This window comes from Saccharopolyspora hirsuta, assembly GCF_008630535.1.
Taxonomy (GTDB): domain Bacteria; phylum Actinomycetota; class Actinomycetes; order Mycobacteriales; family Pseudonocardiaceae; genus Saccharopolyspora; species Saccharopolyspora hirsuta.
The window spans coordinates 1-22589 of the sequence record NZ_VWPH01000001.1; the positions used below are offsets into that span (position 1 = coordinate 1).

The following is a 22589-nucleotide window of genomic DNA, read 5'->3' on the forward strand; positions in this document are numbered from 1 at the left end:
CACCAGTTCAAGCGTCTACGGATCCGCTGGGAACGCCGAGCCGACATCCACCTTGGCCTCATGCACCTGGCCTGCGTCCTCGTCTGCTACCGCAAGCTGCCGACTTCATTATGAAACCAGCTGTAAGCCCGCACCCGCCCTGACCAGCAGCGCACCGACCGCCGGAAAACTCCGGTGCGGGTTTTCGCCGGCCGGTCAGCCGGTGGGTTCCGGGGTGACGGTGCCCGCGGTGCCGTCGACGGTGATGAGCTGACCGGTTTCGATGCGGGTCGTGGCGTCGCGGACGCAGATGACCGCCGGGATGCCGTACTCGCGGGCGACCGTCGGCCCGTGCGCGATCGGGGAACCGGTCTCCGTGACCAGGCCGGACGCGGTCATGAACAGCGGCGTCCAACCGGGGTCGGTGGTCGGGGCGACCAGGATCTCGCCGGGTTCGATCCGCGCGTCGGCGGGGTCGCGGATCACCCGCGCGCGGCCGGTGGCGGTTCCCGGCGACGCCCCGAGCCCGGTCCACGCGCCGTCCGCCACCGGCGGGGCGATCGCCTCCAGGTCGGTGCCGTCGGAGAGCAGGGCGACGGGGACCCGGCGCCGGTCGAGTTCCCCCTGGTAGGTGGCCTTCCGGGTCGCCGCGAGCTCCCGCTGGTCGCGGCCCGCGACCGCGGCGCGGATCTCGTCGAGGTCCAGGAACACCACATCGCCGGGCTGGTCGAGCACCCCGTTGGCGGCCAGATCCTCGCCCACCAGCAGCACCTGTCGGCGCATCTCGGCCAGCGGGTGCACCCAGGCGAACTTCGCGAGCTCCCGCAGCCCGGTCAGCTGGCGGGTGCGGCGCAGGAAGAACCCGGCGAGCCGCCCGCGGACCGGCCGCAGCCGCCGGGCCCGGGCGGTCAGCTCCGCGACGGTCGCCTCGGCCTGCGCGGCGGCGCGCGCGAACCGCCGGTCGGGGGCCTGCTCCTGGTCGGTGATCTGCAGGTAGTTGGCGATGGCGGCGAAGACGGGGGTCGGGTCCTCGGACCAGCGCGGCACCCCGATGTCCACCTCCGCGGCGCAGCGGTTGCCGTACTCGGCCAGGAACGCGGCCAGGCCGAAGTCCGGCAGTTCGCCGTTGCGGTAGCGTTCGGCCAGCTCGGCTGGCGGTGCGCTGCTGAGCAGCTCCCGCTGCTCATCGTCCAGGTCGTGCACCACCTGCCACAGGGCGAGGTCCATCATCGTGGTGATGTTGTGCGGCAGCCCGCGCAGCACGGTGTCCAGCTCGGCCTCGTCGGCGATGCCCCGGAGCAGACCGCGGGCGAGCTGGCTGACCAGCAGTCCCGTCATCATCGGCCAGATGACGTCCGAGATCTCCTCGCCCGCGAAGGGCTCCTGCGCCGCCTCGGCGAGCCGGAGGCGCTCGGCGGTGGTGGCCGGTCGCGATGCCGGTGCGGACTTGCGCCGGATCTCCGCCGCGGAGCGGAACGCCCGCGCTCGCGCCGCGTCCGGCCGGGCCAGCGAGCCGCCGATGCCGACCACCGCTGCGGGAAGCACCTGCCGCACGAGCGTCAGCCAGGGCAGGCGGATCGGCATCCCGCGCTGCGGGGCGAACCGCGGATCTTCGAGCAGCCGCCGCGCGATCGCTTCGCACCGCGGTCCGTAGGTGCGCATCATCCGCGGCACCTGATCGCGGGTCCACCTGCTGCGCAGGAGGTCGGTCGGATCGCTGTAGAGGTGCCCGTGCACGTCGACGACCCAGACGTCCATCGCGGACCTCGTGCCGGTGGACCCCAGCCACATCCGGCCCGCCAGCTGCATCGCGGACATCCCGACCGGGGTGAACGGCCGGAGCATCCCCTGCATGTGCCCCACCTCGAAGTAGACCCGCGGCCCCGGGCCGTTCGCGGGCGGCGGCAGCGGGAAGAGGGTGGTGATCGGCCGGGACTGCAGCACCCAGAGCGTCCCGTCGCGGTCGATGGCCCACTCGACGTCCTGCGGGCTGCCGAAGTGCCCCTGCAACCGCGAACCGAGCTCCCGCAACGACTTCAGCTCACCCCTGCCGAGGCACCCGCCGGTCTCCGGGATCGCGTCCCCGAGGACGTAGTGGTCCGCGTTGACGCTGCCGTCCACGACGGCGGTCCCGAGCCCCGGCGCGGCATCGACGACCATCTCCGCCCGGCAGCCGGTGAGCGGGTTGGCGGTGAACAGCACACCGGCCACCTCGGCGTCGACCATCCGCTGCACGACGACGGCCATGCGCGCGGACCCGTGGTCGATCCGGTTCGCCTCGCGGTAGGCCACCGCGCGCTCGGTGTTCAGCGACTCCCAGCACCGCTGGACGGCTCCGACCAGCGCTTCCGGTCCTTCGACGTCGAGGAGCGTGTCGTGCTGACCGGCGAAGCTGGCGCCCGGGAGGTCCTCCGCGGTGGCGCTGGAGCGCACGGCGACGCGACCGGAGCCCAACCGCTGGTAGGCGTCGAGGATCTCCTGCGCCGGAACGACCCCGGACCGGTGGGCCCGCGTGGTCACGCAGAACCCGTCCGGCACCGGGAACCCGGCGCGCCGCATCTCGCCGAGCGCGGCGGCCTTGCCGCCGACCAGCTCGACCGCCCCGGCGCCGACCTCGGCGAGATCGACCACCTCAGCACCCCGTCCGGCCGACATGACAGCTCCCTCCTCGCCACGCCGACCAGGCTTCCCGGCACACCACCGCGAGGAGGTCAGACTGGCCCGAGCCCGTGAGCACGTGAACACCGCGACTGGCCGACACCGACATGATGGGGCGCTTCCACCACCGCCGCCGGTCGGACGCCGCTGAAAGGCCGTGCGATCGCAGTGGCCGGGCCGCCGGACGGCGGCTGACCGGGGACCGGTCGCGGTCGTGGGCTCGGCGCGCGGGGGTCCGGCGCAGCGGGTAGGTGCGGGCGTGGTGACTTCGTCCTGGTGCACGGGGCCTGGCACGACGGGGCGCATTGGGCTCCGGTCGTCGAGCGGTTGGCATCGCTGGGCCACACCGCCCACGCCCCGACCATCGCCGGGCACGCGGACTGCGTTCGATCCATTGTGGACTACTAGGCGGATCGAGAGCTCTCCGGCGCCGTGCTGGTCGGCCACGGCTTCAGCGGTTCGGTCATCGCCGGGGTCGCCGAGCGGGTGCGCCGCCTGGTGTTCTGCAACGCCTTCGTGCCGCTGCCTGGCCAGTGCCCGCTGGACGACTGCCCGCCGCACTACCGGACGCTGTTCCAGCGGCTGACCTGTCGGCCGGTTGGCCCAGATGTCGGGCAGTCACGAGGCGCTGCTGGTCAACCCGACCGGCCTGGCGGACCAGCTCGTCGAGGCCGGTCGGGGCTGACGCCCCGTCCGAGATCTTCGATACCGTGGTGGCGGAGTGTCGGATCTTCGACGGGGAGCTCGCGTGGGACTGTTCGGCGGCATGATGGGCAACGCTTCGCGCACCGATCCGGGTGCGGCGGTGAAGGAGTTCGGGCGCCTGCTGGCGCAGGGCGAGGAGATCCACGCCGCCTACCAGCTGATCCGGGACTCGTTCCTGTTCACCGACCGGCGCCTGATCCTCGTCGACAAGCAGGGCGTGACCGGCCGCAAGGTCGAGTACCACTCGATCCCGTACCGCGCGATCACCCACTTCTCGGTGGAGACCGCGGGCACCTTCGACCTCGACGCGGAGCTGAAGATCTGGCTGTCCGGCACGGCCGAACCGATCTCCAAGCAGTTCGGCAAGGGCGTCGACGTCTACGAGGTCCAAGCCCTCCTGAGCACGTTCATCCGCTGACCCGCTGGCGAAGGCGCGGCCTTCGGAAGTCCCGACCGATGAGGTCTGTCGGTCGGGACCTCTGCTCTTCGGCCCCACCGCGCGGCGGGACCGTCCCAGGACAGGATGAAACCGCTGGTCACGGGGGTGAAGCCGCTCCGGCCGCGCGAAGGGGTCTTTTTGTCCACAGTGGATGATCATCGGGGTCCGGGACGCAGCTGCGGCGCTTGACCATCTGGGGGAACGTCGGTCAAGCGCCGCAGCCCGGAAGCCGACCGCCGAAGCGGCGATCTCGGCGGTCGGCTATTCGGTCGCGAACGTCACTCGCACTCTCAACGGTAAACACCCTGATGGCATATACCAACCACCTTCGGTGCATGCCACCCCTTCGTGCGACCAGATCGCTTCCGGAACGCGGCGACCGCCGCCGAGGTCTCCGTCCCGGGGGTCCGCGCCGGTATATCCTGGAAGGCTTCGTTCCAGCGAAAGGAGCAGCTCCGAGCATGTCGAACGCTGAACAGGCCGACCGCGACTACCTTCGGGTGGTGACCGTCGGCGAGCTGATCCCGCACGACGACACCATCACGCTCGCCGACTACGACCCCGACTGGCCGCGGCTCTTCCAGCGCGAGGCGGACCGGGTCCGGGCCGCGCTGGGGGACACCGCGCTGCGCGTCGAGCACGTCGGGTCGACCGCGGTTCCGGGCCTGCCCGCGAAACCGATCATCGACCTGGTCCTGGTCGTGCCGAACTCCGCGGACGAGCAGTCCTACCTGCCCGCGCTCGAGTCGGTCGGCTACGTCCTGCGGATCCGCGAACCCGACTGGTGCGAGCACCGCGTGCTGAAGGGACCGGACACCGCCGTCAACCTGCACGTCTTCAGCTCGGGCGAGCCCGAGATCGACCGGATGCTGCGGTTCCGCGATCGGCTGCGGGCCAGCGCCGCCGACCGCGACCACTACGCGCGCACCAAGCGCGAGCTGGCGCAACGCGTGTGGCGGTACGTGCAGGACTACGCCGACGCCAAGACCGCGGTCGTGGAGGAGATCATGAGCCGCTGCGGCTGAACCGGGTGCCGCGCGGCGGTCGAGTTGACCGGGGAAGCGGGGAGGACCATCGCGCCGCTCATCGAGGAGGTCACGAGCTGGGCGCGGATCGCGGAACTTCCTGCTGAGCAACGGGGAGCGGGCCCGATCTGAGCGGTGGTCGTCGACTCGCGGGCCCGGTGTCGCAGAGGGTGCCGACCGGCGCGGAGCCGGTCGGCACACCTGGTGCGGCGGTCTTCGGGGGTTTCGCCCGAATCGGGTCAGTTGTTGCCGGCGAGGGACGAGGCGTCGCCGCCGTACCCGGCACCGCCGTTGCCCGCGGAGGCGTTGCCGCCGTCGCCGCTGGACAGGGCGCTGATGCCGCTGAGCACGTTCACGCCGACCCCGCCGTTGCCGCCGGCACCGCTGCCGCCGACTGCGCTGGAGGTCGCGTGGTCGCCGCCGTGCCCGTGGCCGCTGGCGAAGGCGGGCGAACCGATGGCCAGCGCCGCGGCGCAAGCAGCGGTGACACCGATAAGACGAAGCGAAGTGCGCATTGCTTGAACTCCCATCCATGTTCTGAAACGGTGCCGGGTCGGCATCAGCGGTCCCGGGTCTCCGGGATCTGAGGGGGTGCGCCGACCGGCAGGGCCTACGTTGCCCCGAACCCGGTCGATCCGCTTTGGCCGCCACACCAAAGAGAAACAGGGCCACTCGGGCGGACGATCGCACTGCGCCGTCCGAGTGGAAGCGACAGGTTACAAGGCGAAAACCCTCTTTTCCGCAGGGGAAATCCGACCAGATCAACATCGCCTCGGTGCGGAGATGGTGATGTGCAAGGGTTTTCGCGACGACTGATCAGCGCGAGCTCGGAACGTCAACTGCGATGACCCGTCCGGGAGCCGCTTTCGGTGGGTGAATCTCCTTTTCTTCCTGCTCTTTCGGGTTTTCGGTGCGGCTGCCAGCTCCGCGATGTCCGTTTGGTCTGAATGCTGCCCGTCGGCGGGGGCGGCCGGTGATCGGGCTGCGTCGTTTCGAAGTGGATCTAGGTTTCACTCGATCGTGAGAGCGGGCTGCGGAGTGGCTGGTCAGCGCCGGCCTGTGGACGCGTTCGGTGTCGAAAACTCGCGTCCTGCAACGGATTCAGGTGGACTGGCCCGGTGCCCGAGGTGTTCGTCGCGAATCGGTCCGTGCAAAAAGGACGTTTCTGATGTGCGGGCCGGAGATCTGGAGGGTCGATGCAATCGTCACCCCGACGTGCGGAGCGCGGCGCTGTGTGGTTCCCGCGCTCCCGTGGTACGCAGCGTGCCATGCCTGAGGAGACCGACCGTGGAACGCTCCCGCTGACCGCCGCCCAGACGGGGGTGTGGTTCGCCCAGGAGTTCGATCCGGCCAACCCCCTCTACCGCGCCGCGGAGGCGCTGGAGATCAGCGGCCCGGTGGACGTGGCGCTGCTCGAGGTCGCGTTGCGGCAGGCCATCGCCGAGACCGAGGCCTTCCGCGTCCGCTTCGACAGCGACGACCGCGGACGGGTCTGGCAGAAGGTCGAACCGCTGCTGGACTGGGAGCTGCCGCACGTGGACCTGCGCGGGGCCGCCGACCCGGTGGCCGCGGCCGAGGAGTGGATGTGGGCCGAGCTCGGCTCGCCGGTGGACCTCCGCAGCGCGCCGCTGTTCTCGTTCGCGGTGCTGCGGACCGGGCAGGAGAACTACACCGTCTACCTGGCGCTGCACCACATCACCATGGACGGGTTCGGCCTCTCGCTGTTCATCCAGCGGGTCGCCGAGCTCTACACGGCCGCCGAGGAGGAGCGGCCCTTCCCGCCGTGCCGGTTCGGCTCGCTGGCCCAGATCCTGGCCGACGAAGCGGACTACGAGGCGTCGGAGCGGTTCGCCCGCGACCGTCAGTACTGGGCGGAGCACCTGGCGGACTGGCCCAAGGCGGACCGGACGCGCCGGCTGTCGTCCATCGTGCCGCACACCTTCCTCCGCGAGACCGGGTACGTCACCCCGGAGGACGCCGAAGGCCTGCGGGCGCTGGCCCGGCAGGCGCGCACGGGCCTGCCGCCGGTCGCGATGTCCGCGCTGGCGCTGTACGTGCACCGGTTGGCGGGCGACGACGAGGTCATGCTGGACCTGACCGTGAACGGCCGGTCCGGCAGCGTCGCGCGCAGCGTGCCGTCGATGGTGGCCAACGTGCTGCCGCTGCGGACCTGGATGACGCCGTCGACCACCGTGGCCGAGCTGATCCGCACCACCGCGAACAGCGCGAAGGACCTGCTGCGCCACCAGCGCTACTCCTCGTCGCACCTGGTGCGGGACCTGGGGATCGCGCACCACCGCGGCGGGTACCTCGGCGACTGGGGCATGAACGTCATGACCCACGACGGACGGCTCCGGTTCGGCAGCCACCCGGCGGTGCTGCGGAACCTCTCGAACGGTCCGGTGACCGGGCTCGGCGTCAACGTCTACGACCGGCCCGCCGACGGATCGCTGCGGATCGACTTCAACTCCGACCCGGCGAAGTACGACCGCGCGACCACCGCCGCGCACCACCGCCGCTTCCTCGACCTGCTGCACGTGCTGGCGCACACCGACCCCGAGCAGCGGGTGGGGGAGATCGACCTGCTGTCGGCCGCCGAGCGCGAGCTGGTCGTCAGCACGTGGAACGACACCGCGCTGGGGACACCGACCGCGACGGTGCCGGAGCTGTTCGAGGCCCAGGCCCGCGCGGAACCCGACGCCACCGCGCTGGTCTGCGGCCCGGAGCGGCTGACCGCCGCCGAGCTCAACACCCGCGCGAACCGCCTGGCGCACCTGCTGGTCGAGCGCGGCGCCGGTCCGGAGGAGCGCATCGCGCTGGCCCTGCCGCGCACCGCGGACTACCTGGTCGCGGTGCTGGCGGTGCTCAAGGCCGGGGCGACCTGCGTGCCGCTCGACCCGAACCACCCGACGGCCCGCCTCCAGGCGCTGCTCGCGGAAACCCGGCCGCGCCACGTGCTCACCACCGCGGCGATCAGCGCGACCCTGCCGTCCGGACACCCGCTGCTGGTGCTCGACGAGCTCGCCACCGACCAGCACCCCGGCACCGACCCGACCGGTACCCACCGGCCGGAGCACGCGGCCTACATCAGCTTCACCTCGGGCTCGACCGGCGGTCCGAAGGGCGTGGTCGTCGAGCACCGCCAGCTCGCCAACCTCTTCCACGACCACCGCCGCGAGCTGGTCGAACCGGCGGGCCGACGACTGCGCGCGGCGCTGACCGCGTCGTTCTCCTTCGACACCGCCTGGGAAGGACTGCTGTTCCTGGCCGCGGGCCAGGAGGTCCACCTCGTCGACGACGCGGTGCGCCTCGACCCGGCCGCGCTCGTGCGGCACTTCGCCGAGCAGCGGATCGACTTCGCCGACCTCACCCCGTCCTACCTGCGCCGCCTGCTGCCGGAGGGCCTGCTGTCCGGGCCCGAGCAGTTCCCGTGGCTGCTCATGGTCGGCGGTGAGGCGATCGATCCCGGGCTCTGGGCGACGCTGCGCGACCACCCCGGCGTCGAGGCCTGGAACTACTACGGGCCGACGGAGTGCACGGTGGACGCGGTGTACTGCCGCATCGAGGGGGACCGGCCGCTCATCGGCCGTCCGGGGCGCAACGTCCGCGCGTACGTGCTCGACCGGGCGGGGCAGCCCCAGCCGCCGATGGTGCCGGGCGAGCTGCACCTGGCCGGTGCGCAGGTCGCCCGCGGGTACCTGAACCGCGAGGAGCTCACCGCGCAGTGCTTCCTGCCCGATCCGTTCGGGCCGCCGGGCGCGCGCATGTACCGCACCGGAGATCTCGCCCGGTGGACGGAGGACGGCCAGCTCGAGTACCTCGGCCGCACCGACGACCAGCTCAAGATCCGCGGTGTCCGCATCGAGCCCGGCGAGGTCGAGGCGGTGCTCACCGAGCACCCCCGGGTGGAGGAGGCGGTGGTGACGGCCACGCAGTCCGACGAGCCCGAGCTGATCGCCCACGTGGTGCCGGGACCGGAGCCGGTCGACGCGGCGGAACTGCGCTCGTGGACGGCGAAGCGGCTCCCGACCTCGATGGTGCCCTCGTCGTTCGTCCTGCTGCCCGAGCTCCCCCTGACAGCGCACGGCAAGCTCGACCACGCCGCCCTCCCCGCGCCCGAGGTGCGCACCGGTCGTGCCGCCCGCACGCGCCGCGAGGAGCAGCTGTGCGCGTTGTTCGCCGAAGTGCTCGGCGTCGGGCCGGTCACCATCGACGACGACTTCTTCGAGCTGGGCGGGCAATCGCTGCTGGTCGCCGAGCTCGTCACCCGGCTCCGCGCCGAGCTGCGGACCGAAGTGCCGCTCGGCGCGGTGTACGAGGCGCCGACCGTGGCCGAGCTGGCCGACCTGCTGGAGCGGGAGACGCCGTCGAGCGCGTTCGAAGCGGTCCTGCCGCTGCGCACCGGGGGCTCCCGGCCACCGCTGTTCTGCGTGCACCCGGTGGGCGGTCTGAGCTGGTGCTACGCGGGTCTGCCGCGCCACCTGCCGGACGACCTGCCGGTCTACGGGCTGCAGTCGCTCGGGCTGACCAGGGCCGACGGGCTGCCGTCGACGTTCCCCGAGATGGTCGACGGCTACGTGCGCCAGATCCGCTCGGTGCAGCCGACCGGGCCGTACCACCTGCTGGGCTGGTCGCTCGGCGGCGCGTTGGCGCACGCGATCGCATCCCGGCTGCAGGCCGACGGCGACCAGGTGGCGCTGCTCGCCCTGCTCGACGCGCGGCCGGTCGACCCGCAGGCCCACCGGACCGAACCCGCCCGCGAGGACGTCCGAGCGCTGCTGTTCGAGGCCGCGGGCCTGCCCGCGGACGCCGAGCACCACCCGGCGCTGGGGGAGGAGCAGCTCGCGGCGCTGACCACCGTGCTCCTCAACTCCGCGGCGCTGCTGCCGACCTACACCGAGTCGTTCTTCGACGGGGACCTGCTGTACTTCCGGGCGACGGAGGCCGACCAGGTGTCCGACGGCGGTGCGTGGCGCGAGCGGATCACGGGCTCGGTGATCTCGCACGACATCGAGTGCACCCACAACGCGATCGTCCAGGCCGAACCCCTGGCGATCATCGGTCGGCTGATCGCCGAGCACCTGGAGCGCGAGCCCGCGACCGCCAGCACGTAGCGGGTCCGAAACCCGCCAGCGGCCGGGTGGTGCGGCGCTGACACTGTCGGCATGCACGACGATTCGCGGGAACTGCTGGACCGCACCGCGGCGCACGCCGCCGAGTTCCTGGCCGGGCTGGACGCACGACCGGTGGCGCCCGCCGGGAGCCTGACCGAGCTGCGGGAGGCGCTGGGCCGCTCGTTGCCGGAGGAGGGCACGGACGACGTCCGCGTCGTCGACGAACTGGTGCGGGACACCGCCGAAGGGTTGCTGGCCAGCGCGGGCGGGCGGTTCTTCGGTTGGGTGATCGGCGGTGGGGTGCCCGCAGCGCTCGCGGCGGACTGGCTCACCGCGACGTGGGACCAGAACGCCGCGATGCACGCGTGCGGGCCCGCGTTGGCGGTGGTCGAAGAGGTCACCGGTGCGTGGCTGAAGCAGTTGCTCGGGCTGCCGGAGGAGGCGTCGTTCGCGTTCACCACCGGGGCGCAGTCGGCGCACGTGACGGCGTTGGCCGCGGCACGCCACGCGCTGTTGGCGGAACGCGGGTGGGACGTGGAGCGGCGCGGCCTGACCGGTGCTCCGCCGCTTCGGGTGCTGACCTCGGGTGAGCAGCACGCATCGATCGACCGCGCCGTGCGGCTGCTCGGCCTGGGCACCGACCAGCTGCAAGCGGTGGGAACCGACGCCGAAGGTCGGATCGACCTCCCCGCACTGGACCGGGCGCTCGCCGAGTCGGACGATCCGACGGTGGTGTGCCTGCAGGCGGGCGAGATCAACACCGGGGCGTTCGACCCGTTCGAGGAGGCTTGCTCGCTGGCCGCTGCCAGGCGCGCGTGGGTGCACGTCGACGGCGCCTTCGGGTTGTGGGCGGTGGTGAGCGACCGGCACCGGCACCTGCTGTCCGGGGTGGGTGCGGCGGATTCGTGGACCACCGACGCGCACAAGTGGCTCAACGTCCCGTTCGACTCCGGGCTGGCGTTCGTCCGGCACCCGTCCGCGCACCGCGAAGCGATGTCGATCCGCGCGAGCTACTTGGTGCACGCCGCCGAGGAATCCGGCACGCCGCCCGCCCGCGACCAGCTGGACTGGACCCCCGAGTGGTCCCGCCGCGCCCGGGCGGTACCGGTCTACGCCGCGATCCGCGCCCTGGGGCGGCGGGGAATCGCGGAGATGATCGACCGCTGCGTCGACCACGCCCACCGCCTCGTGACCGGGATCGGCGACCTCCCCGGCGCCGAGGTCCTGGCCCGCCCGCTGATCAACCAGGGCCTGGTGCGCTTCCGCGCCCGGACGGAGACCACGACGCCCGCACCGACCAGGTCATCGCGCGAATCCAACGAGAAGGCGAGACCTGGTTCGGCGGAACCACCTGGAAGGGCCAGCGAGCCGTGCGCATCTCGGTGGTGAACTGGCGAACCGACACGAGGACGTCGACCGAGCCGTCGAGGCCGTCCGCGCAGCGCTCGGCTGACGCGATCTCGGAGATGTGCGGTTCGGGGGTCGGGTGTCCGCGGGTAGGCTCGGCGGGGAGTTCAAGCGGTTGTGGAGTTGAGACTGCCCGATGGCGAGATCTGAGCGCCGGAGTGTTCCGGACGAGCAGTCGCGACTTCAGGTGAAGCCCGTTGTGTGGGCCGCTGGCGTGATCGGGGTCTTCGCGCTCGCGCTGGTGTCCGTGGCGATCCCGCTCAACGCCGTGGCGTTCGGGATGTGGGTTCCGCTGGCGTTCCTGCTCAGCGCCGCGCACGCCGGGGCGCTCGGGGTCGCGCTGTTCTACCCGCGCACGGTGAGCGTCGTTGCGTGCGTCGCCGTGTACCTGCTCGCGGTGGCGAGCGCCGATCTCACGGTTGTCTGGCCGGTTTCGGTGACGACGCTGATCGGGCAGGCGTTGCTGGTCGGCGTGCTCGGGGTGCAGCAGGTGTGGTCGGTCGGTCTGCTGTGCTGGGGCGGTGGTGTCGTGGCCGCTGTCGCGGCGGCTGCGCTCGTTCCGCACGACGTGCCGGTGAGCGGGAACCTCGTGCTGTTCAGCTCGATCACCGGTGGCGTGTTCGTCGTCGCGCTGATCGTGCAGCAGTGGCGGCAGATCTCCGCGCAGCTGGTGCGGGAACGCAGGCTCAGCGCCGACGAGCACGCCAAGCGGGTCATCGCCGAGGAGAAGACGCGGGTCGCCCGCGAGCTGCACGACGTGATCGCGCACAGCATGTCGCTGATAAACGTGCAGGCGACCACCGCGCGGTACCGGCACCCGGGGCTCGACGCGCGGATCGCCGCGGAGTTCGACGAGATGGCCGCCGCGTCGCGGCAGGCGTTGAGCGAGATGCGGAGCGTGCTGGGAGTTCTGCGCAGCACGCAGACCGGCGGGGAGCTGGTTCCGCAGCCCGGGCTGGAGCGGATCCCGGAGCTGATCGACAGCGCCCGCCGCGCGGGCGTGGACATCACCGCGCACGGCACCGAGCTGCTGGAAGACCGCGAGGCCAGCGGAATCGCGGGTATCGCGGCGTTCCGGATCGTGCAGGAGGCGCTGAGCAACGTGACCAGGCACGCCCCCGGCGCGCGCACCGAGGTGCGGTTCGGCCGCTCCGGGGACGAGCTGACGATCGTCGTGCGCAACGGTGCCCCGGATCGCGTGGCGAACGCGGTGCAGGGCGGCGGGCACGGCTTGGTCGGTATGCAGGAGCGGGCCGCGATCGTGGGTGGAGCAGTTCGGTTCGGGCATCTCGACGACGGCGGCTACGAAGTCCGCGCCGTGCTGCCGCTGCGCGAGATGAGCGACGATCCCCAGGAGTTCGCATGACCATCAAGGTGCTCGTCGTCGACGACCAGGCCATGGTGCGGGCCGGGTTCGCCGCGCTGCTCGACGCGCAGCCCGACGTGGAAGTGGTCGGCGAGGCGGACAACGGGGCCCGGGCCATCGAGATCTCGCACGAGCGGCAGCCCGACGTCGTCGTGATGGACGTGCGGATGCCGGTGCTCAACGGGATCGACACGACGCGGCAGCTGATGAACCCACCGGACGCCGCCGCGCACGTGCCCCGGGTGCTGATGCTGACGACCTTCGACATCGACGACTACGTGTACGAGGCGATCCGGGCGGGGGCCAGCGGTTTCCTGCTCAAGGACGCGCTGCCCGCCGACCTGGTCTCGGCGGTGCGAGTGGTCGCCAGCGGTGAGGCGCTGCTGGCACCGACGGTGACGCGGCGGATGATCGAGCACTTCGCCAGGTCCACCCCGCCGCGGCGGACCTCGGCACCGCGGCTGTCGGGGCTGACCGACCGCGAGCGGGAGGTGTTGGTCCTGGTCGCGCAAGGCCTTTCGAACAGCGAGATCGCGGCGTCGTTGTTCATCGCCGAGCAGACGGTGAAGAGCCACGTCAGCCGGATCATCGGGAAGTTGGGGATTCGGGATCGGGTGCAGGCCGTCATCGTCGCTTACGAGTGCGGGTTGGTTTCGGCCGCTGGGGATTGAGGCGGCGCTTGGGGTTTTGCGGTGATAGTGGGGTGCGGTTGGGTGCGGGGTTGATTTTGGGTTCGAAGCGGTGGGTGGTCGGCTTGGGGTGATGCAATTTCAAGCGAAATTGCGTCGTCGCCGCCCCCCCGGACTGCCGTGGTCGTGGCCTGGGGCGAGGTGAGCGGACGGCCGAGGCCGTTGCGGATGTCCTGGTAGTACCTGGGGCGGGGTGCCCCCTACCGTGGTAGGGGGTCTGAATGCGCTCCCCGGAGCGATGTGCTGCGGGGTGCTGAATTTCTACGCTTCTGCCGGTTCGGAATTCGTCCGGGCACGTTCACGGGGAGAAGCGGCATTGACCATTTCGCGCGCAGATATCGCACCGGCCCCGGTCGCCGGTTCGGGGCCGTTCCGCGATCGGGTTCTCGACCTGGTTCGGGCCGGTTGTTTGGTGGTGGTCGTCGTGCTGCACGCCATGATGGCCGGGATCGAGGTCGGCGACGACGGTGTTCGGATCACCAACGCCTTGGAGAACCAGGGGTGGTTCACGCCGGTTTCCTGGGGTGTCCAGGTGATGCCGCTGTTCTTCGTCGTCGGCGGGTTCGCCGGGGTCACTCAGTGGCGTCGGATGCGCGATTCCGGGGCCACTCCGGCCGATTTCGCTCGGGCCCGGCTCGTTCGGCTCGCGCGGCCCGCGCTCGTCGCCTTCGCCGCGATCGCCGTGGCGCTGGCGGTGGCGGGCGTGGCCGGGGTTCCGGCGGAGCTGCTCGCGCAGGTCGGGTTCCGGATGGGGCAGCCGATGTGGTTCCTCGGCGTCTACCTGGGGACCTCCGCGCTGGTCCCGCTGCTGTGCCGACAGCACGAGCGCGCGCCGCGGGTGACGTTGGCGCTGCTGGTGGCGGTGGCGTTCGGCGTCGACCTGGTGGCGATCGCCACCGCGGTGCCGGTGGTCGGGTTCGTCAACCTCGCGTTCGTGTGGCTGGCCGTGCAGCAGATCGGCTTCTGGTACGCCGACGGCTGGTTCCGGTTCCGGTCGAACGGGCAGCTGCTGGCCGGGGCGGTCGGTGCGTTCGCGCTGCTGCTGGCCAGCACGACGTCCGGCCTGTACCCGGCCGACATGCTGGCCAACCTCAACCCGCCGACCACGAACCTGGTGCTGCTCGGCGTCGTCCAGGTGTGCGTGCTGGCGCGGTTCGCCGACCGCCTCGCGGTCCTCGTCGACCGCCCGGGGCTGCGCAGCGCGGTCGACGCGATCGGCAAGCACTCGCTGACCGTCTACCTCTGGCACATGCCCGCCGTGGTGCTGTTCGCCGCCGCACTGCTGGTGCTCGGGTTCCCGTGGCCGGAACCGCTCAGTGCCGCGTGGTGGCTGACCCGGGGTGCGTGGCTGGCCGGGATCGCACTGGTCCTCGTCCCGCTCGCCACCCGCCTGGGCCGGTTCGAGCACGGTGCCGGAATTCCCCGTCGCACGAGGGGATTCGCCGCAGCCGGTGTGGTCGTCGCCATCGCAGCCGTTCTCACGGTGCTGGTGGTGGGCTTCACCGTCGGCTCGGCCGCGATCGCTGCCCTCCTGCTCCTGATCTCACTGCGCATGCAGCGAATCCGACAGGCCACAGTGGACATCTAGGGCCTGCGACCGGACCGGTTCGGCGCCGCCGTCGTGGTTGCGGGGGCATGCCGGAGACTGCGGTGTTGGTGATGGGCGGGTTGACCACGCTCAGGAAGATGCCGATCAGCACGAAGACCGCGAGAACGAGCGATCTCAGTGGATCACCATCTGCACCAAGCTGCGTGCTACCGGCATGCCCATCAGGGGCATCCGCCGCTACGCCGAGCTCGTGACCGCGGGCGGCGGCAACGAGGACGACCGCCTGGGCCTCCTCGGGTCGCGCCGGGACCACGTGCTCGCCCGGACCGCCGAACTCCAGGACAGCCTGGAGAGGATCAACCACAAGGTCGACGTCTACCGAGGACGCCTGGCCGCCGGAGATGCCGACCCGCTGTGGGCGCCGCGCCGCGGTTGCCCCGTCCTCCCGGTAGTCCCGTACGGCGAACGTCGGTCAGCTGACTTTCCCAGCGACTGTTGACGGTGGGAGAACCATCTTCTACAGTCCTTCCCTAATCGTTTAGGAATTCGTTGCGGCGGCATCGTCGGCAGCGACCTAATCGTTTAGGGAGAATGTGGTGGCAAAGAAGCCCACGCTGCGTGACGTCAGCCGTGCGACGGGTCTGTCGACGTACACGGTGTCCAGGGCGTTGAACGACGGCGACGACGTGGCGCCTGGTACCCGAGAGCTGGTGCGTGCGGCGGCCCGCGAGCTCGGGTACGTGCCCAACCGGGTTGCGCAGGAACTCCGGAAGAACACCCGCAGCTCGATCGCGGTGATCACGGCCAGCACTTCGAACTACTACTACATCGAGATGATGAAGGGCGTGCAGCGCGTGCTGCGGTCCACCGGCCGGACGGCGTTCGTGGCGGACATCGCCGCGGAAGGCCTGTACTCCGCGGAGGTGGAGGATGCCACCGTCCGCCAGCTGATCCAGTCGCGCACCGCGGGGGTCATCGCGACGCTGACGCTCAGCCCGGCCAATACGCGGTTGCTGGACGACTGGGACATACCGGTGGTTTTCGTCGACTCCGCCCCACCTGCGGAGGCCGCGAACGTACCTCACATCGGCACGGACAACGTCGCGGCGAGCACCCAGGTCGGCGCACACCTGGCCGAACACGGTTACCGCGACTGGCTCTTCCTGGCCTACCCCAGCCGCTGGTCCACCAGGGTGGACAGGGAACGAGGCCTGCAGGAGGCCGCGCACCGCCACGGCGCCCGGCTGGAGGTCGTGGAGAGCGACAACGACGCCGAATCCGCCCGCTGCACCCTGGAAAAGTACCTGGACGAGCGTGCCGGGGCCCTGCCGCAAGCCATCGTTGCGGGCAACAACCCGATGCTGCACGGCGTGCTGCGCTGCCTGCGCACGCGCGGAGCCCGGGTACCTGCCGACGTCGGGCTCGTCGCGTTCGACGAGTTCCCGTGGGCGCCGCTGCTCGATCCGCCGCTGACCGTGCTGAACGAGAACAGCGAGGAGATCGGCGAACTCGCCGCCCAGACGCTCACCAGGGTGATCGACCAACAGCTCGCCGCCGAGCGAGAAGGCCAACAGCCCCGGCCCCGGTACACGGCGCAGGATCGGCGTGAAGTTCCCGCCGAGCTGGTCATCCGCGAATCCTGCGGATGCCCGGCGCCGTGAATGCCTCGCCCGCACCGGTCACCGAACGCCATCTGACCGGAGAAGATCTGCTTAGGACAAAGGAGCAGCCGTGAAGCGTACCGTCCGCAGGGTGGCGCTGGCCGCCACCGCGCTGGCCGTTCTCGGCGCCGGCGCGTGCACCTCCGGTGATCAGGACGTCGCCGCCAAGCCCACGAAGATCGAGAAGATCGGCTTGATGGTGCAGGACATGTCCAACCCGTTCTTCTCCTCGATGGAGAAGGGCGCGAAGGAATCCGCAGCCGCCATCGGGGCGACCGTCAACACCCAGGACGCGCAGCTCGACCTGGCCAACCAGAACAACCAGATCGACGCGTTCATCCAGCAAGGTGTGGATCTGATCGTGGTCAGCGCCGTCGACGAGAGCGGGCTGCAGCCCGGCATCGAGCGGGCGAAGCGCGCGGGCATCATTGTGGTCGCGGTCGACACCCCGGCGAAGGGCGCTGACGCGGTGATCATGACCGACGCCGTGCAGGCGGGCGAGAAGTCGTGCGAGTACCTGTTCAGCCAGCTCGGCGGCAAGGGCAACGTGCTGCTGGTGGATGGCACGCCGATCCAGACCATCCGGGACCGGATCACCGGCTGCGAGAACGTGCTGCCCAAGTACCCCGGGATCAAGGTCGTCGGGCACCAGGCGTCCAAGAACGACCGGGCGTCGGGGTTGATGGTGACCACTGACATGCTCACCGCGACGCCAGACGTCCAGGGCATCTTCGGGATGAACGACCCCTCCGCGCTCGGGGCGGTGCTCGCGGTGGAGCAGGGCGGCAAGAGCGGCCAGGTCAAGGTGACCGGTGTGGACGGTAGCCCCGAAGGGGTCTCGGAACTGCAGCGGCCCGGTTCGCCGTTCGTCGGGACGGCGACGCAGAACCCCGCCGAGATGGTCCGGCAGGCCGTCCAGGTCGGCCAGGACATCGTCGCGGGCAAGCCGCCGCAGCAGCGGACCATTCTGATCCCGAGCGAACTGGTCACCCGGGAGTCGGTTGGCCAGTACGCCGGGTGGTGACGACCTCCGGTCGGGCCGCCGGGTTCGCCGGTGGCCCGCGAGCGACGAGAGAGCTTCCATGACCAGGTCAACTCCGCCCTTGCTGCAGATCGAGGGCGTCACCAAGAGATATGGTCCGACCCTCGCGCTGGACTGCGTCGACTTCGACCTCCGAGCCGGCGAGGTGCACGCCCTGATGGGCGAGAACGGCGCCGGGAAGTCCACCCTGATGAAGATCCTGGCCGGCAACGTCGACCGGGACTCGGGGCGGATCCTGTTGAACGGCGAGCAGATCGAGATCCGGTCGCCGGGAGACGCCGCAGCGCACGGCATCGCGATCATCCACCAGGAGTTGAACACGGTTCCGACCATGACGGTGGCCGAGAACCTCGTGCTCGGTCGCGAACCGCGCACCCGGCTGGGCGTCCTGGACCGCCGCGCGATGCTGGCGTCGGCCGAGGAGAAGCTGGCCCGCATCGGGGCCGACATCGATCCCCGGCGGCGCTTGGGCGAGCTCAGCGTCGGGATGCAGCAGATGGTGGAGATCGCGCGAGCGGTCGCCGAAGACGCCGCCATCCTGGTGCTGGACGAACCGACCGCAGCGCTGTCCCGGGCCGAGGCCGAACAGCTGTACCGGATCATCGAGGAGATGCGGGACCGCGGCGTGGGATTGATCTACATCTCGCACCGCATGGAGGAGGTGTGGCGACTGGCCGACCGCGTGACCGTGTTCCGGGACGGCGGCTACGTCGGCACCCGGGCCAAGAGCGAGATCGAACCGCCCGAGGTCGTGCGCATGATGGTCGGCCGCACGCTGGACGACCTGTACCACCGCCAGCGGCATCCGATCGGGGAGCCCGTCCTGGACGTGCGGGAGCTCACCGACGGCAACGGCGTCGGCCCGGTGAGCTTTCAGGTGCGGGCCGGGGAAGTGGTGTGCCTGGCAGGTCTGATCGGCGCCGGGCGCACCGAGGTGGCGAGGCTGCTGTTCGGAGCCGACCGCGCCCGCGGCGGTGACGTGCAGGTGTCCGGTCGATCGGTGGTCGCCCGGCACCCGGCCGAGGCCATCGCGGCGGGCATCGCCATGGTCCCGGAAAGCCGCAAGGAACAGGCGCTGTTCCTCGACCACGCGGTGGAGACCAACATCGCCATCAGCTCGCTCGACGACTTCCACCGGGCCGGAGTCCTGCAGCGCGGCCGAATCCGCCGCGGCGTCGAGGACCAGATGCAGCGCCTCCGCTTGCGGCAGAACGCCCTGCGACTGCCGGTGCGCGCGCTTTCCGGCGGCAACCAGCAGAAAGCGGCGCTGGCGCGCTGGCTGATGCGACAGGCGGACGTGCTCGTCCTGGACGAGCCGACCCGCGGGGTCGACATCGGCGCCAAGAGCGAGATATACGAAGTGATCAACGAACTGGCCGGGGCGGGCAAGGCCATCCTGGTCATCTCCTCCGACTTGCCGGAGGTACTCGGCATCAGCGACCGGATCCTGGTGATGCGGGGCGGTCGCATCGTCCACGAACTCGCCGCCGATGACGCGAGCGAGGAGAGCATCATGCTGCACGCGACCGGCACAGCCCGGCATGTTCCTGGAGACGTCCCATGATTCCGCAGACGACGACGCAGGGCACCGACGCGGTGCGGGAGCGCAAGTCGTTCGACTTCGCGACCTGGTGGGATCGCGTGGGAATCCTCGCCGTCCTGATCGCACTCGTCGTGCTGATGGCGCTGATCGCGCCCAACTTCGCGTCGGTGGAGAACCTGCTCAACATCGCGCGGTCCATCTCCATCAACGCGATCCTGGCCGCGGGTTTGACCTTCGTCATCCTCACCGCGGGAATCGACCTGTCGGTCGGCTCGATCGTTGCGGTATCAGGGGTGGCGGCCGTGCTGGCCGCGGTCGGCGGGTTGCCCACGCCCGTCGCGGTGCTGATCGGCATCCTCGCGGGTGCCGCCGCCGGGCTCGGCAACGGCCTGCTCACCGCGTACCTGTCGCTGGCCGCGTTCATCGTCACGCTGGGCAGCATGACCCTGCTGCGGGGTCTCGCGTACACCATGACCGACGGCCAGCCGATCGTGTCCAACACGCTGAACTTCCGGGACATCGGCAACGGCTACTTCGCGGGGATCCCGGCGCCGGTGGTGGTCATGGCCATCGTGTACCTGGTCGCCTGGTTCGTCCTCGAACGCACCAAGTTCGGCCGCCACGTGTACGCGGTCGGCGGGAACGCCGAAGCCGCTCGGCTCGCAGGCATCAACGTCAAACGCGTGATGACGGTCGTGTACGTCATCGCCGGGGCCTGCGCCGGGCTGGCCGGTGTGATCTTCGCGGCGCGCGTGGTCTCCGCGCAGCCCAACGCCGGCACCGGCTACGAGCTCGACGCCATCGCCGCCGTCGTGCTCGGTGGCACCAGCCTCGCGGGCGGTCGCGGCAGGATCATCGGCACCTTGGTCGGGTCGGTCATCCTCGGCGTCCTCAGCACGGGGCTGATCCTGATGAACGTGCAGTTCTTCACCCAGCTGCTGATCAAGGGCGCAGTGATCATCCTGGCGGTCGCCATCGACAGCCTGAAGCGCCATCCCATCCGCCTGCGCCGCGGTGGCACCCCGGCGACGAGCCCACCGGCCGAATGACCCCGCACCGCACCAGGAACCAGACAGGAAGGACGGACGTGGGCCTGCCTACCGTCGTCATCTCCGACCCCCGCCCCGGGCACCGCATCCACGAGCCGGTCCGCTTCGTCGTCCCGGCGGAACTGGACGGCGATGTGTGGACCGCGACGCGGCCCGATGGCACCACCGTGCTCTGCCAGCGGCTGACCGAGCACACCGCGCCGGGGGAGACCGCGTTCGTCGCCGCGGTGTCGTTCACCGGTCGGACCGAACTGGTGCTCACCGGCCCCGCCACCAGCACCGCTGCCGGTATCCGCCAGCTGGAAGCAAGGGAGGAAGACGCCTTCGTGCGGCTGGACACCGGGTACTTCGACCTGGAGTTGTGCACCGGGACCGCCCAGGGCACCGGATCCTCCAAATGGGGACTTCGGCACTTCTCCACGTTGGCGGAGGGGGTCGACCTGCTGCCGTCCGGGAACAACGCCATCGGCGGCTTCTACGGGCCGTTCTTCACCCCGGAGAACGGCTTGATCAACCCGCCTGAGCACGCGGTTGTCGACATCGAGGTCGTCGAACGCGGGCCGGTGCTGCACCACTACCGCATGCACGGCGTGATCCCGGACGGGCTCCTCGACGAGCTGCGCGGCAAGAGCTTCACCGTCGACTGGATGTTCACCTGCGGCACGCCGCACTTCACCAGGCGCTACGTGGTGGACGACTTCCAGACCGTCATCAACGGGCGCTCGGTGACCAACCTGATCACGGTCGGCGACGAGTTCGAGGGCGGCCGGGGCGAGTTGGTGTTCGACCGGTTCGAGTCCTACGACGCGACGACCTACCGGGCCGGCGACCCCTACGCGGCCGAACTCGCCGCCATGGTCGCCGAAACGCTGGAGACCTCGCAGTCGCGGAACCCGAAGTTCGACGAGTTCAAGTCGCTGCTCACCGAAGACCTGGAATCGGCCCATTGGGATCTGTACTGGCGGCTGTTCTGCTCCTGGGAGAACGCGCTGGACGAACCGGAGATCCGAGAGCGCCTGGCCCGAGTACGCGCCCGGGCGCACGCGCTGGCCGACCATCCCGACCGGGAGTGGATCATCACCCGTGACCCGGTGGACGTCTCCGCCACCCCGCACGAAACCGCCTTCCCGGGCCCAGCGGCCAAGACCGCCGAATACCACACGGGGAGCGGGCGGACGATGGTGTGGTGGACCGAAAAGCCCTCCGGGGCCTTCCAAATCGTCCAGCGCCCGCAGTCGGGCTGGGTGAACTGGGGCAGCAACGGCGAGAACGAGTGCCCGCAGCTACCGACCGGTGTGTGGATCAAGACCGCTTATGGCCAGTTCTCCGACTGGCGCGCGGTGGCCGATGACCTGGAAACGCCACCAGAGGTCCGCCTGGCGTGACACCCGGCCGATCCACGTGAGGGGCACCGTCGACGGCGGTGCCCCTCACGCACTGATCGAGCAACGCTGCGTGGGCAGCGTGCCTGTCTCGCCCCCCGAGCGAGACAGGCACGGCTGGTCTCAATTCGCCCGCGACAGCGTTCCCGGCCGGAGACCGCTCACTTCAGCAGGAACCCCGCGTCGATCTGCTGGGTGCTGCCGGTGATCCACTTTCCCGCGTCGGACACCAGGAACAGGACGACGTCGGACACGTCGCGCACCGGCATCGCGTCGACCGGCATCAGGTTGTGGCGCATCGCGTCGCCGAGCTCTTCGTGCTCCTCCAGCCACTGCGGGAAGTATTCGTTGTTGGACATGGGGGAGTCGACGCCGGTGGGGTGGATGGTGTTGACCCGAATGGACTCCGGAGCCAGCTCGCGCGCGAGCGTCCGCATGAGACCGACGATGCCGTGCTTCGCCGCCGCGTAGTGGGTGCAGCCCGCGACCCCTTTCAAGCCCGCGATCGACGACGTGAGGACGACGGAACCGCCGCGGCCGCCCGCCCGGATGTGCGGGATCACCGCCCGGCAGGACTTGAACACGCCGGTGAGGTTGATGTCGATCATGTCGTCCCACGCCTCGTCGGTCAGCTCCCACGTGTTCTCCGACAGGCTGAGGATGCCCGCGTTGGCGAGCAGGATGTCGATGCGCCCGAATTCGCCCATCGCGGTCTCGGCGAGCCTGGTCATGTCCGCGGTGCTGCGGACGTCGGCTTCCAGCGCGATGCAGCGGCGCCCGGTCCTCTCGACGGCGGCGACGGTCTCGTCGAGGTCACCCGGGCGCCCGGTCGGGAACGGCACGGAGCCGACCTGCTCGGTGATGTCGCACACGACGACGTCCGCGCCCTCCTCGGCGAGCCGCACCGCGTGTGCGCGCCCCTGCCCTCGGCCACCTCCGGTGATGACGGCGACTTTCCCGTCGAGCTGTCCCATTCCCGGC

At 70.6% G+C, this 22589-nt stretch carries 16 protein-coding genes and 1 pseudogene; 14 read left to right on the plus strand and 3 right to left on the minus strand.

Features of this window, described 5'->3' with window-relative positions; all coding sequences use genetic code 11:
• Positions 1 to 114 (plus strand): annotated as a pseudogene (locus F1721_RS00005) (IS5/IS1182 family transposase); the annotation flags it as partial.
• Between the two features lie 81 nt (positions 115 to 195).
• On the opposite strand, the gene F1721_RS00010 reads toward F1721_RS00005, so the two are convergent.
• Positions 196 to 2634 (minus strand): PEP/pyruvate-binding domain-containing protein, encoded by a 2439-nt coding sequence (locus F1721_RS00010; RefSeq protein ID WP_150064415.1) that lies wholly within the window; start codon positions 2632 to 2634, stop codon positions 196 to 198.
• A gap of 751 nt (positions 2635 to 3385) precedes the next feature.
• Here F1721_RS00010 and F1721_RS00020 point away from each other — a divergent pair.
• Together F1721_RS00020 and F1721_RS00025 are read left to right on the plus strand one after the other, a co-directional pair.
• Positions 3386 to 3760: a PH domain-containing protein gene (locus F1721_RS00020; RefSeq protein WP_150064416.1), complete on the plus strand. Its 375-nt coding sequence runs from the start codon at positions 3386 to 3388 to the stop codon at positions 3758 to 3760.
• A 482-nt stretch (positions 3761 to 4242) separates the two neighbouring features.
• Positions 4243 to 4806 (plus strand): GrpB family protein, encoded by a 564-nt coding sequence (locus F1721_RS00025; protein ID WP_150064417.1) that lies wholly within the window; start codon positions 4243 to 4245, stop codon positions 4804 to 4806.
• 239 nt (positions 4807 to 5045) lie between these two features.
• On the opposite strand, the gene F1721_RS00030 is transcribed toward F1721_RS00025, so the two are convergent.
• Positions 5046 to 5321 carry a hypothetical protein gene (locus F1721_RS00030; protein WP_150064418.1) on the minus strand — a complete coding sequence of 92 codons (276 nt, stop codon included), beginning with the start codon at positions 5319 to 5321 and terminating at the stop codon, positions 5046 to 5048.
• A gap of 753 nt (positions 5322 to 6074) precedes the next feature.
• On the opposite strand from F1721_RS00030, the gene F1721_RS00035 reads away from it, so the two are divergent.
• The 11 genes from F1721_RS00035 (at position 6075) to F1721_RS00085 (ending at position 21611) form a co-directional block, all read left to right on the plus strand.
• Complete coding sequence (locus F1721_RS00035) at positions 6075 to 9920, plus strand: non-ribosomal peptide synthetase (RefSeq protein ID WP_150064419.1); 3846 nt, start codon at positions 6075 to 6077, stop codon at positions 9918 to 9920.
• Positions 9921 to 9971: 51 nt separating this feature from the next.
• Positions 9972 to 11309, plus strand: coding sequence for a pyridoxal phosphate-dependent decarboxylase family protein (locus tag F1721_RS00040; RefSeq protein ID WP_246153942.1), 1338 nt, complete (start codon positions 9972 to 9974; stop codon positions 11307 to 11309).
• A 205-nt stretch (positions 11310 to 11514) separates the two neighbouring features.
• Positions 11515 to 12693: a sensor histidine kinase gene (locus F1721_RS00045; RefSeq protein WP_246153943.1), complete on the plus strand. Its 1179-nt coding sequence runs from the start codon at positions 11515 to 11517 to the stop codon at positions 12691 to 12693.
• A complete protein-coding gene (locus F1721_RS00050; RefSeq protein WP_150064421.1) occupies positions 12690 to 13364 on the plus strand; it encodes a response regulator in 675 nt (224 codons plus the stop codon). The genes F1721_RS00045 and F1721_RS00050 overlap by 4 nt, the downstream gene beginning before the upstream one ends.
• Positions 13365 to 13698: 334 nt before the next feature.
• Complete coding sequence (locus F1721_RS00055; RefSeq protein ID WP_246153944.1) at positions 13699 to 14970, plus strand: acyltransferase family protein; 1272 nt, start codon at positions 13699 to 13701, stop codon at positions 14968 to 14970.
• A 175-nt stretch (positions 14971 to 15145) separates the two neighbouring features.
• Complete coding sequence (locus F1721_RS00060; RefSeq protein WP_211840258.1) at positions 15146 to 15430, plus strand: MerR family transcriptional regulator; 285 nt, start codon at positions 15146 to 15148, stop codon at positions 15428 to 15430.
• A 97-nt stretch (positions 15431 to 15527) separates the two neighbouring features.
• Positions 15528 to 16592 carry a LacI family DNA-binding transcriptional regulator gene (locus F1721_RS00065; protein ID WP_150064422.1) on the plus strand — a complete coding sequence of 355 codons (1065 nt, stop codon included), beginning with the start codon at positions 15528 to 15530 and terminating at the stop codon, positions 16590 to 16592.
• Between the two features lie 70 nt (positions 16593 to 16662).
• Entirely contained in the window at positions 16663 to 17616 is a 954-nt protein-coding gene (locus F1721_RS00070) for an ABC transporter substrate-binding protein (protein ID WP_211840259.1), read from the plus strand.
• 58 nt (positions 17617 to 17674) lie between these two features.
• Entirely contained in the window at positions 17675 to 19198 is a 1524-nt protein-coding gene (locus F1721_RS00075) for a sugar ABC transporter ATP-binding protein (RefSeq protein WP_150064423.1), read from the plus strand.
• A complete protein-coding gene (locus F1721_RS00080; RefSeq protein WP_150064424.1) occupies positions 19195 to 20226 on the plus strand; it encodes an ABC transporter permease subunit in 1032 nt (343 codons plus the stop codon). The genes F1721_RS00075 and F1721_RS00080 overlap by 4 nt, the downstream gene beginning before the upstream one ends.
• A 38-nt stretch (positions 20227 to 20264) precedes the next feature.
• Positions 20265 to 21611: a hypothetical protein gene (locus tag F1721_RS00085; protein ID WP_211840260.1), complete on the plus strand. Its 1347-nt coding sequence runs from the start codon at positions 20265 to 20267 to the stop codon at positions 21609 to 21611.
• Between the two features lie 158 nt (positions 21612 to 21769).
• Here the strand turns inward: F1721_RS00085 and F1721_RS00090 are convergent, their stop codons facing one another.
• Positions 21770 to 22582, minus strand: a complete 813-nt coding sequence (locus tag F1721_RS00090; protein WP_150064426.1) for a mycofactocin-coupled SDR family oxidoreductase — start codon at positions 22580 to 22582, stop codon at positions 21770 to 21772.
• Positions 22583 to 22589 lie beyond the last annotated feature (7 nt).

Bases quoted from the DNA above. Each gene is read 5' to 3' on its own strand.
- F1721_RS00010 (WP_150064415.1), bottom strand. From the start codon at position 2,634: ATGTCGGCCGGACGGGGTGCTGAGGTGGTCGATCTCGCCGAGGTCGGC.
- F1721_RS00025 (WP_150064417.1), top strand. From the start codon at position 4,243: ATGTCGAACGCTGAACAGGCCGACCGCGACTACCTTCGGGTGGTGACC.
- F1721_RS00030 (WP_150064418.1), bottom strand. From the start codon at position 5,321: ATGCGCACTTCGCTTCGTCTTATCGGTGTCACCGCTGCTTGCGCCGCG.
- F1721_RS00035 (WP_150064419.1), top strand. From the start codon at position 6,075: ATGCCTGAGGAGACCGACCGTGGAACGCTCCCGCTGACCGCCGCCCAG.
- F1721_RS00040 (WP_246153942.1), top strand. From the start codon at position 9,972: ATGCACGACGATTCGCGGGAACTGCTGGACCGCACCGCGGCGCACGCC.
- F1721_RS00050 (WP_150064421.1), top strand. From the start codon at position 12,690: ATGACCATCAAGGTGCTCGTCGTCGACGACCAGGCCATGGTGCGGGCC.
- F1721_RS00060 (WP_211840258.1), top strand. From the start codon at position 15,146: ATGCCCATCAGGGGCATCCGCCGCTACGCCGAGCTCGTGACCGCGGGC.
- F1721_RS00075 (WP_150064423.1), top strand. From the start codon at position 17,675: ATGACCAGGTCAACTCCGCCCTTGCTGCAGATCGAGGGCGTCACCAAG.
- F1721_RS00080 (WP_150064424.1), top strand. From the start codon at position 19,195: ATGATTCCGCAGACGACGACGCAGGGCACCGACGCGGTGCGGGAGCGC.
- F1721_RS00090 (WP_150064426.1), bottom strand. From the start codon at position 22,582: ATGGGACAGCTCGACGGGAAAGTCGCCGTCATCACCGGAGGTGGCCGA.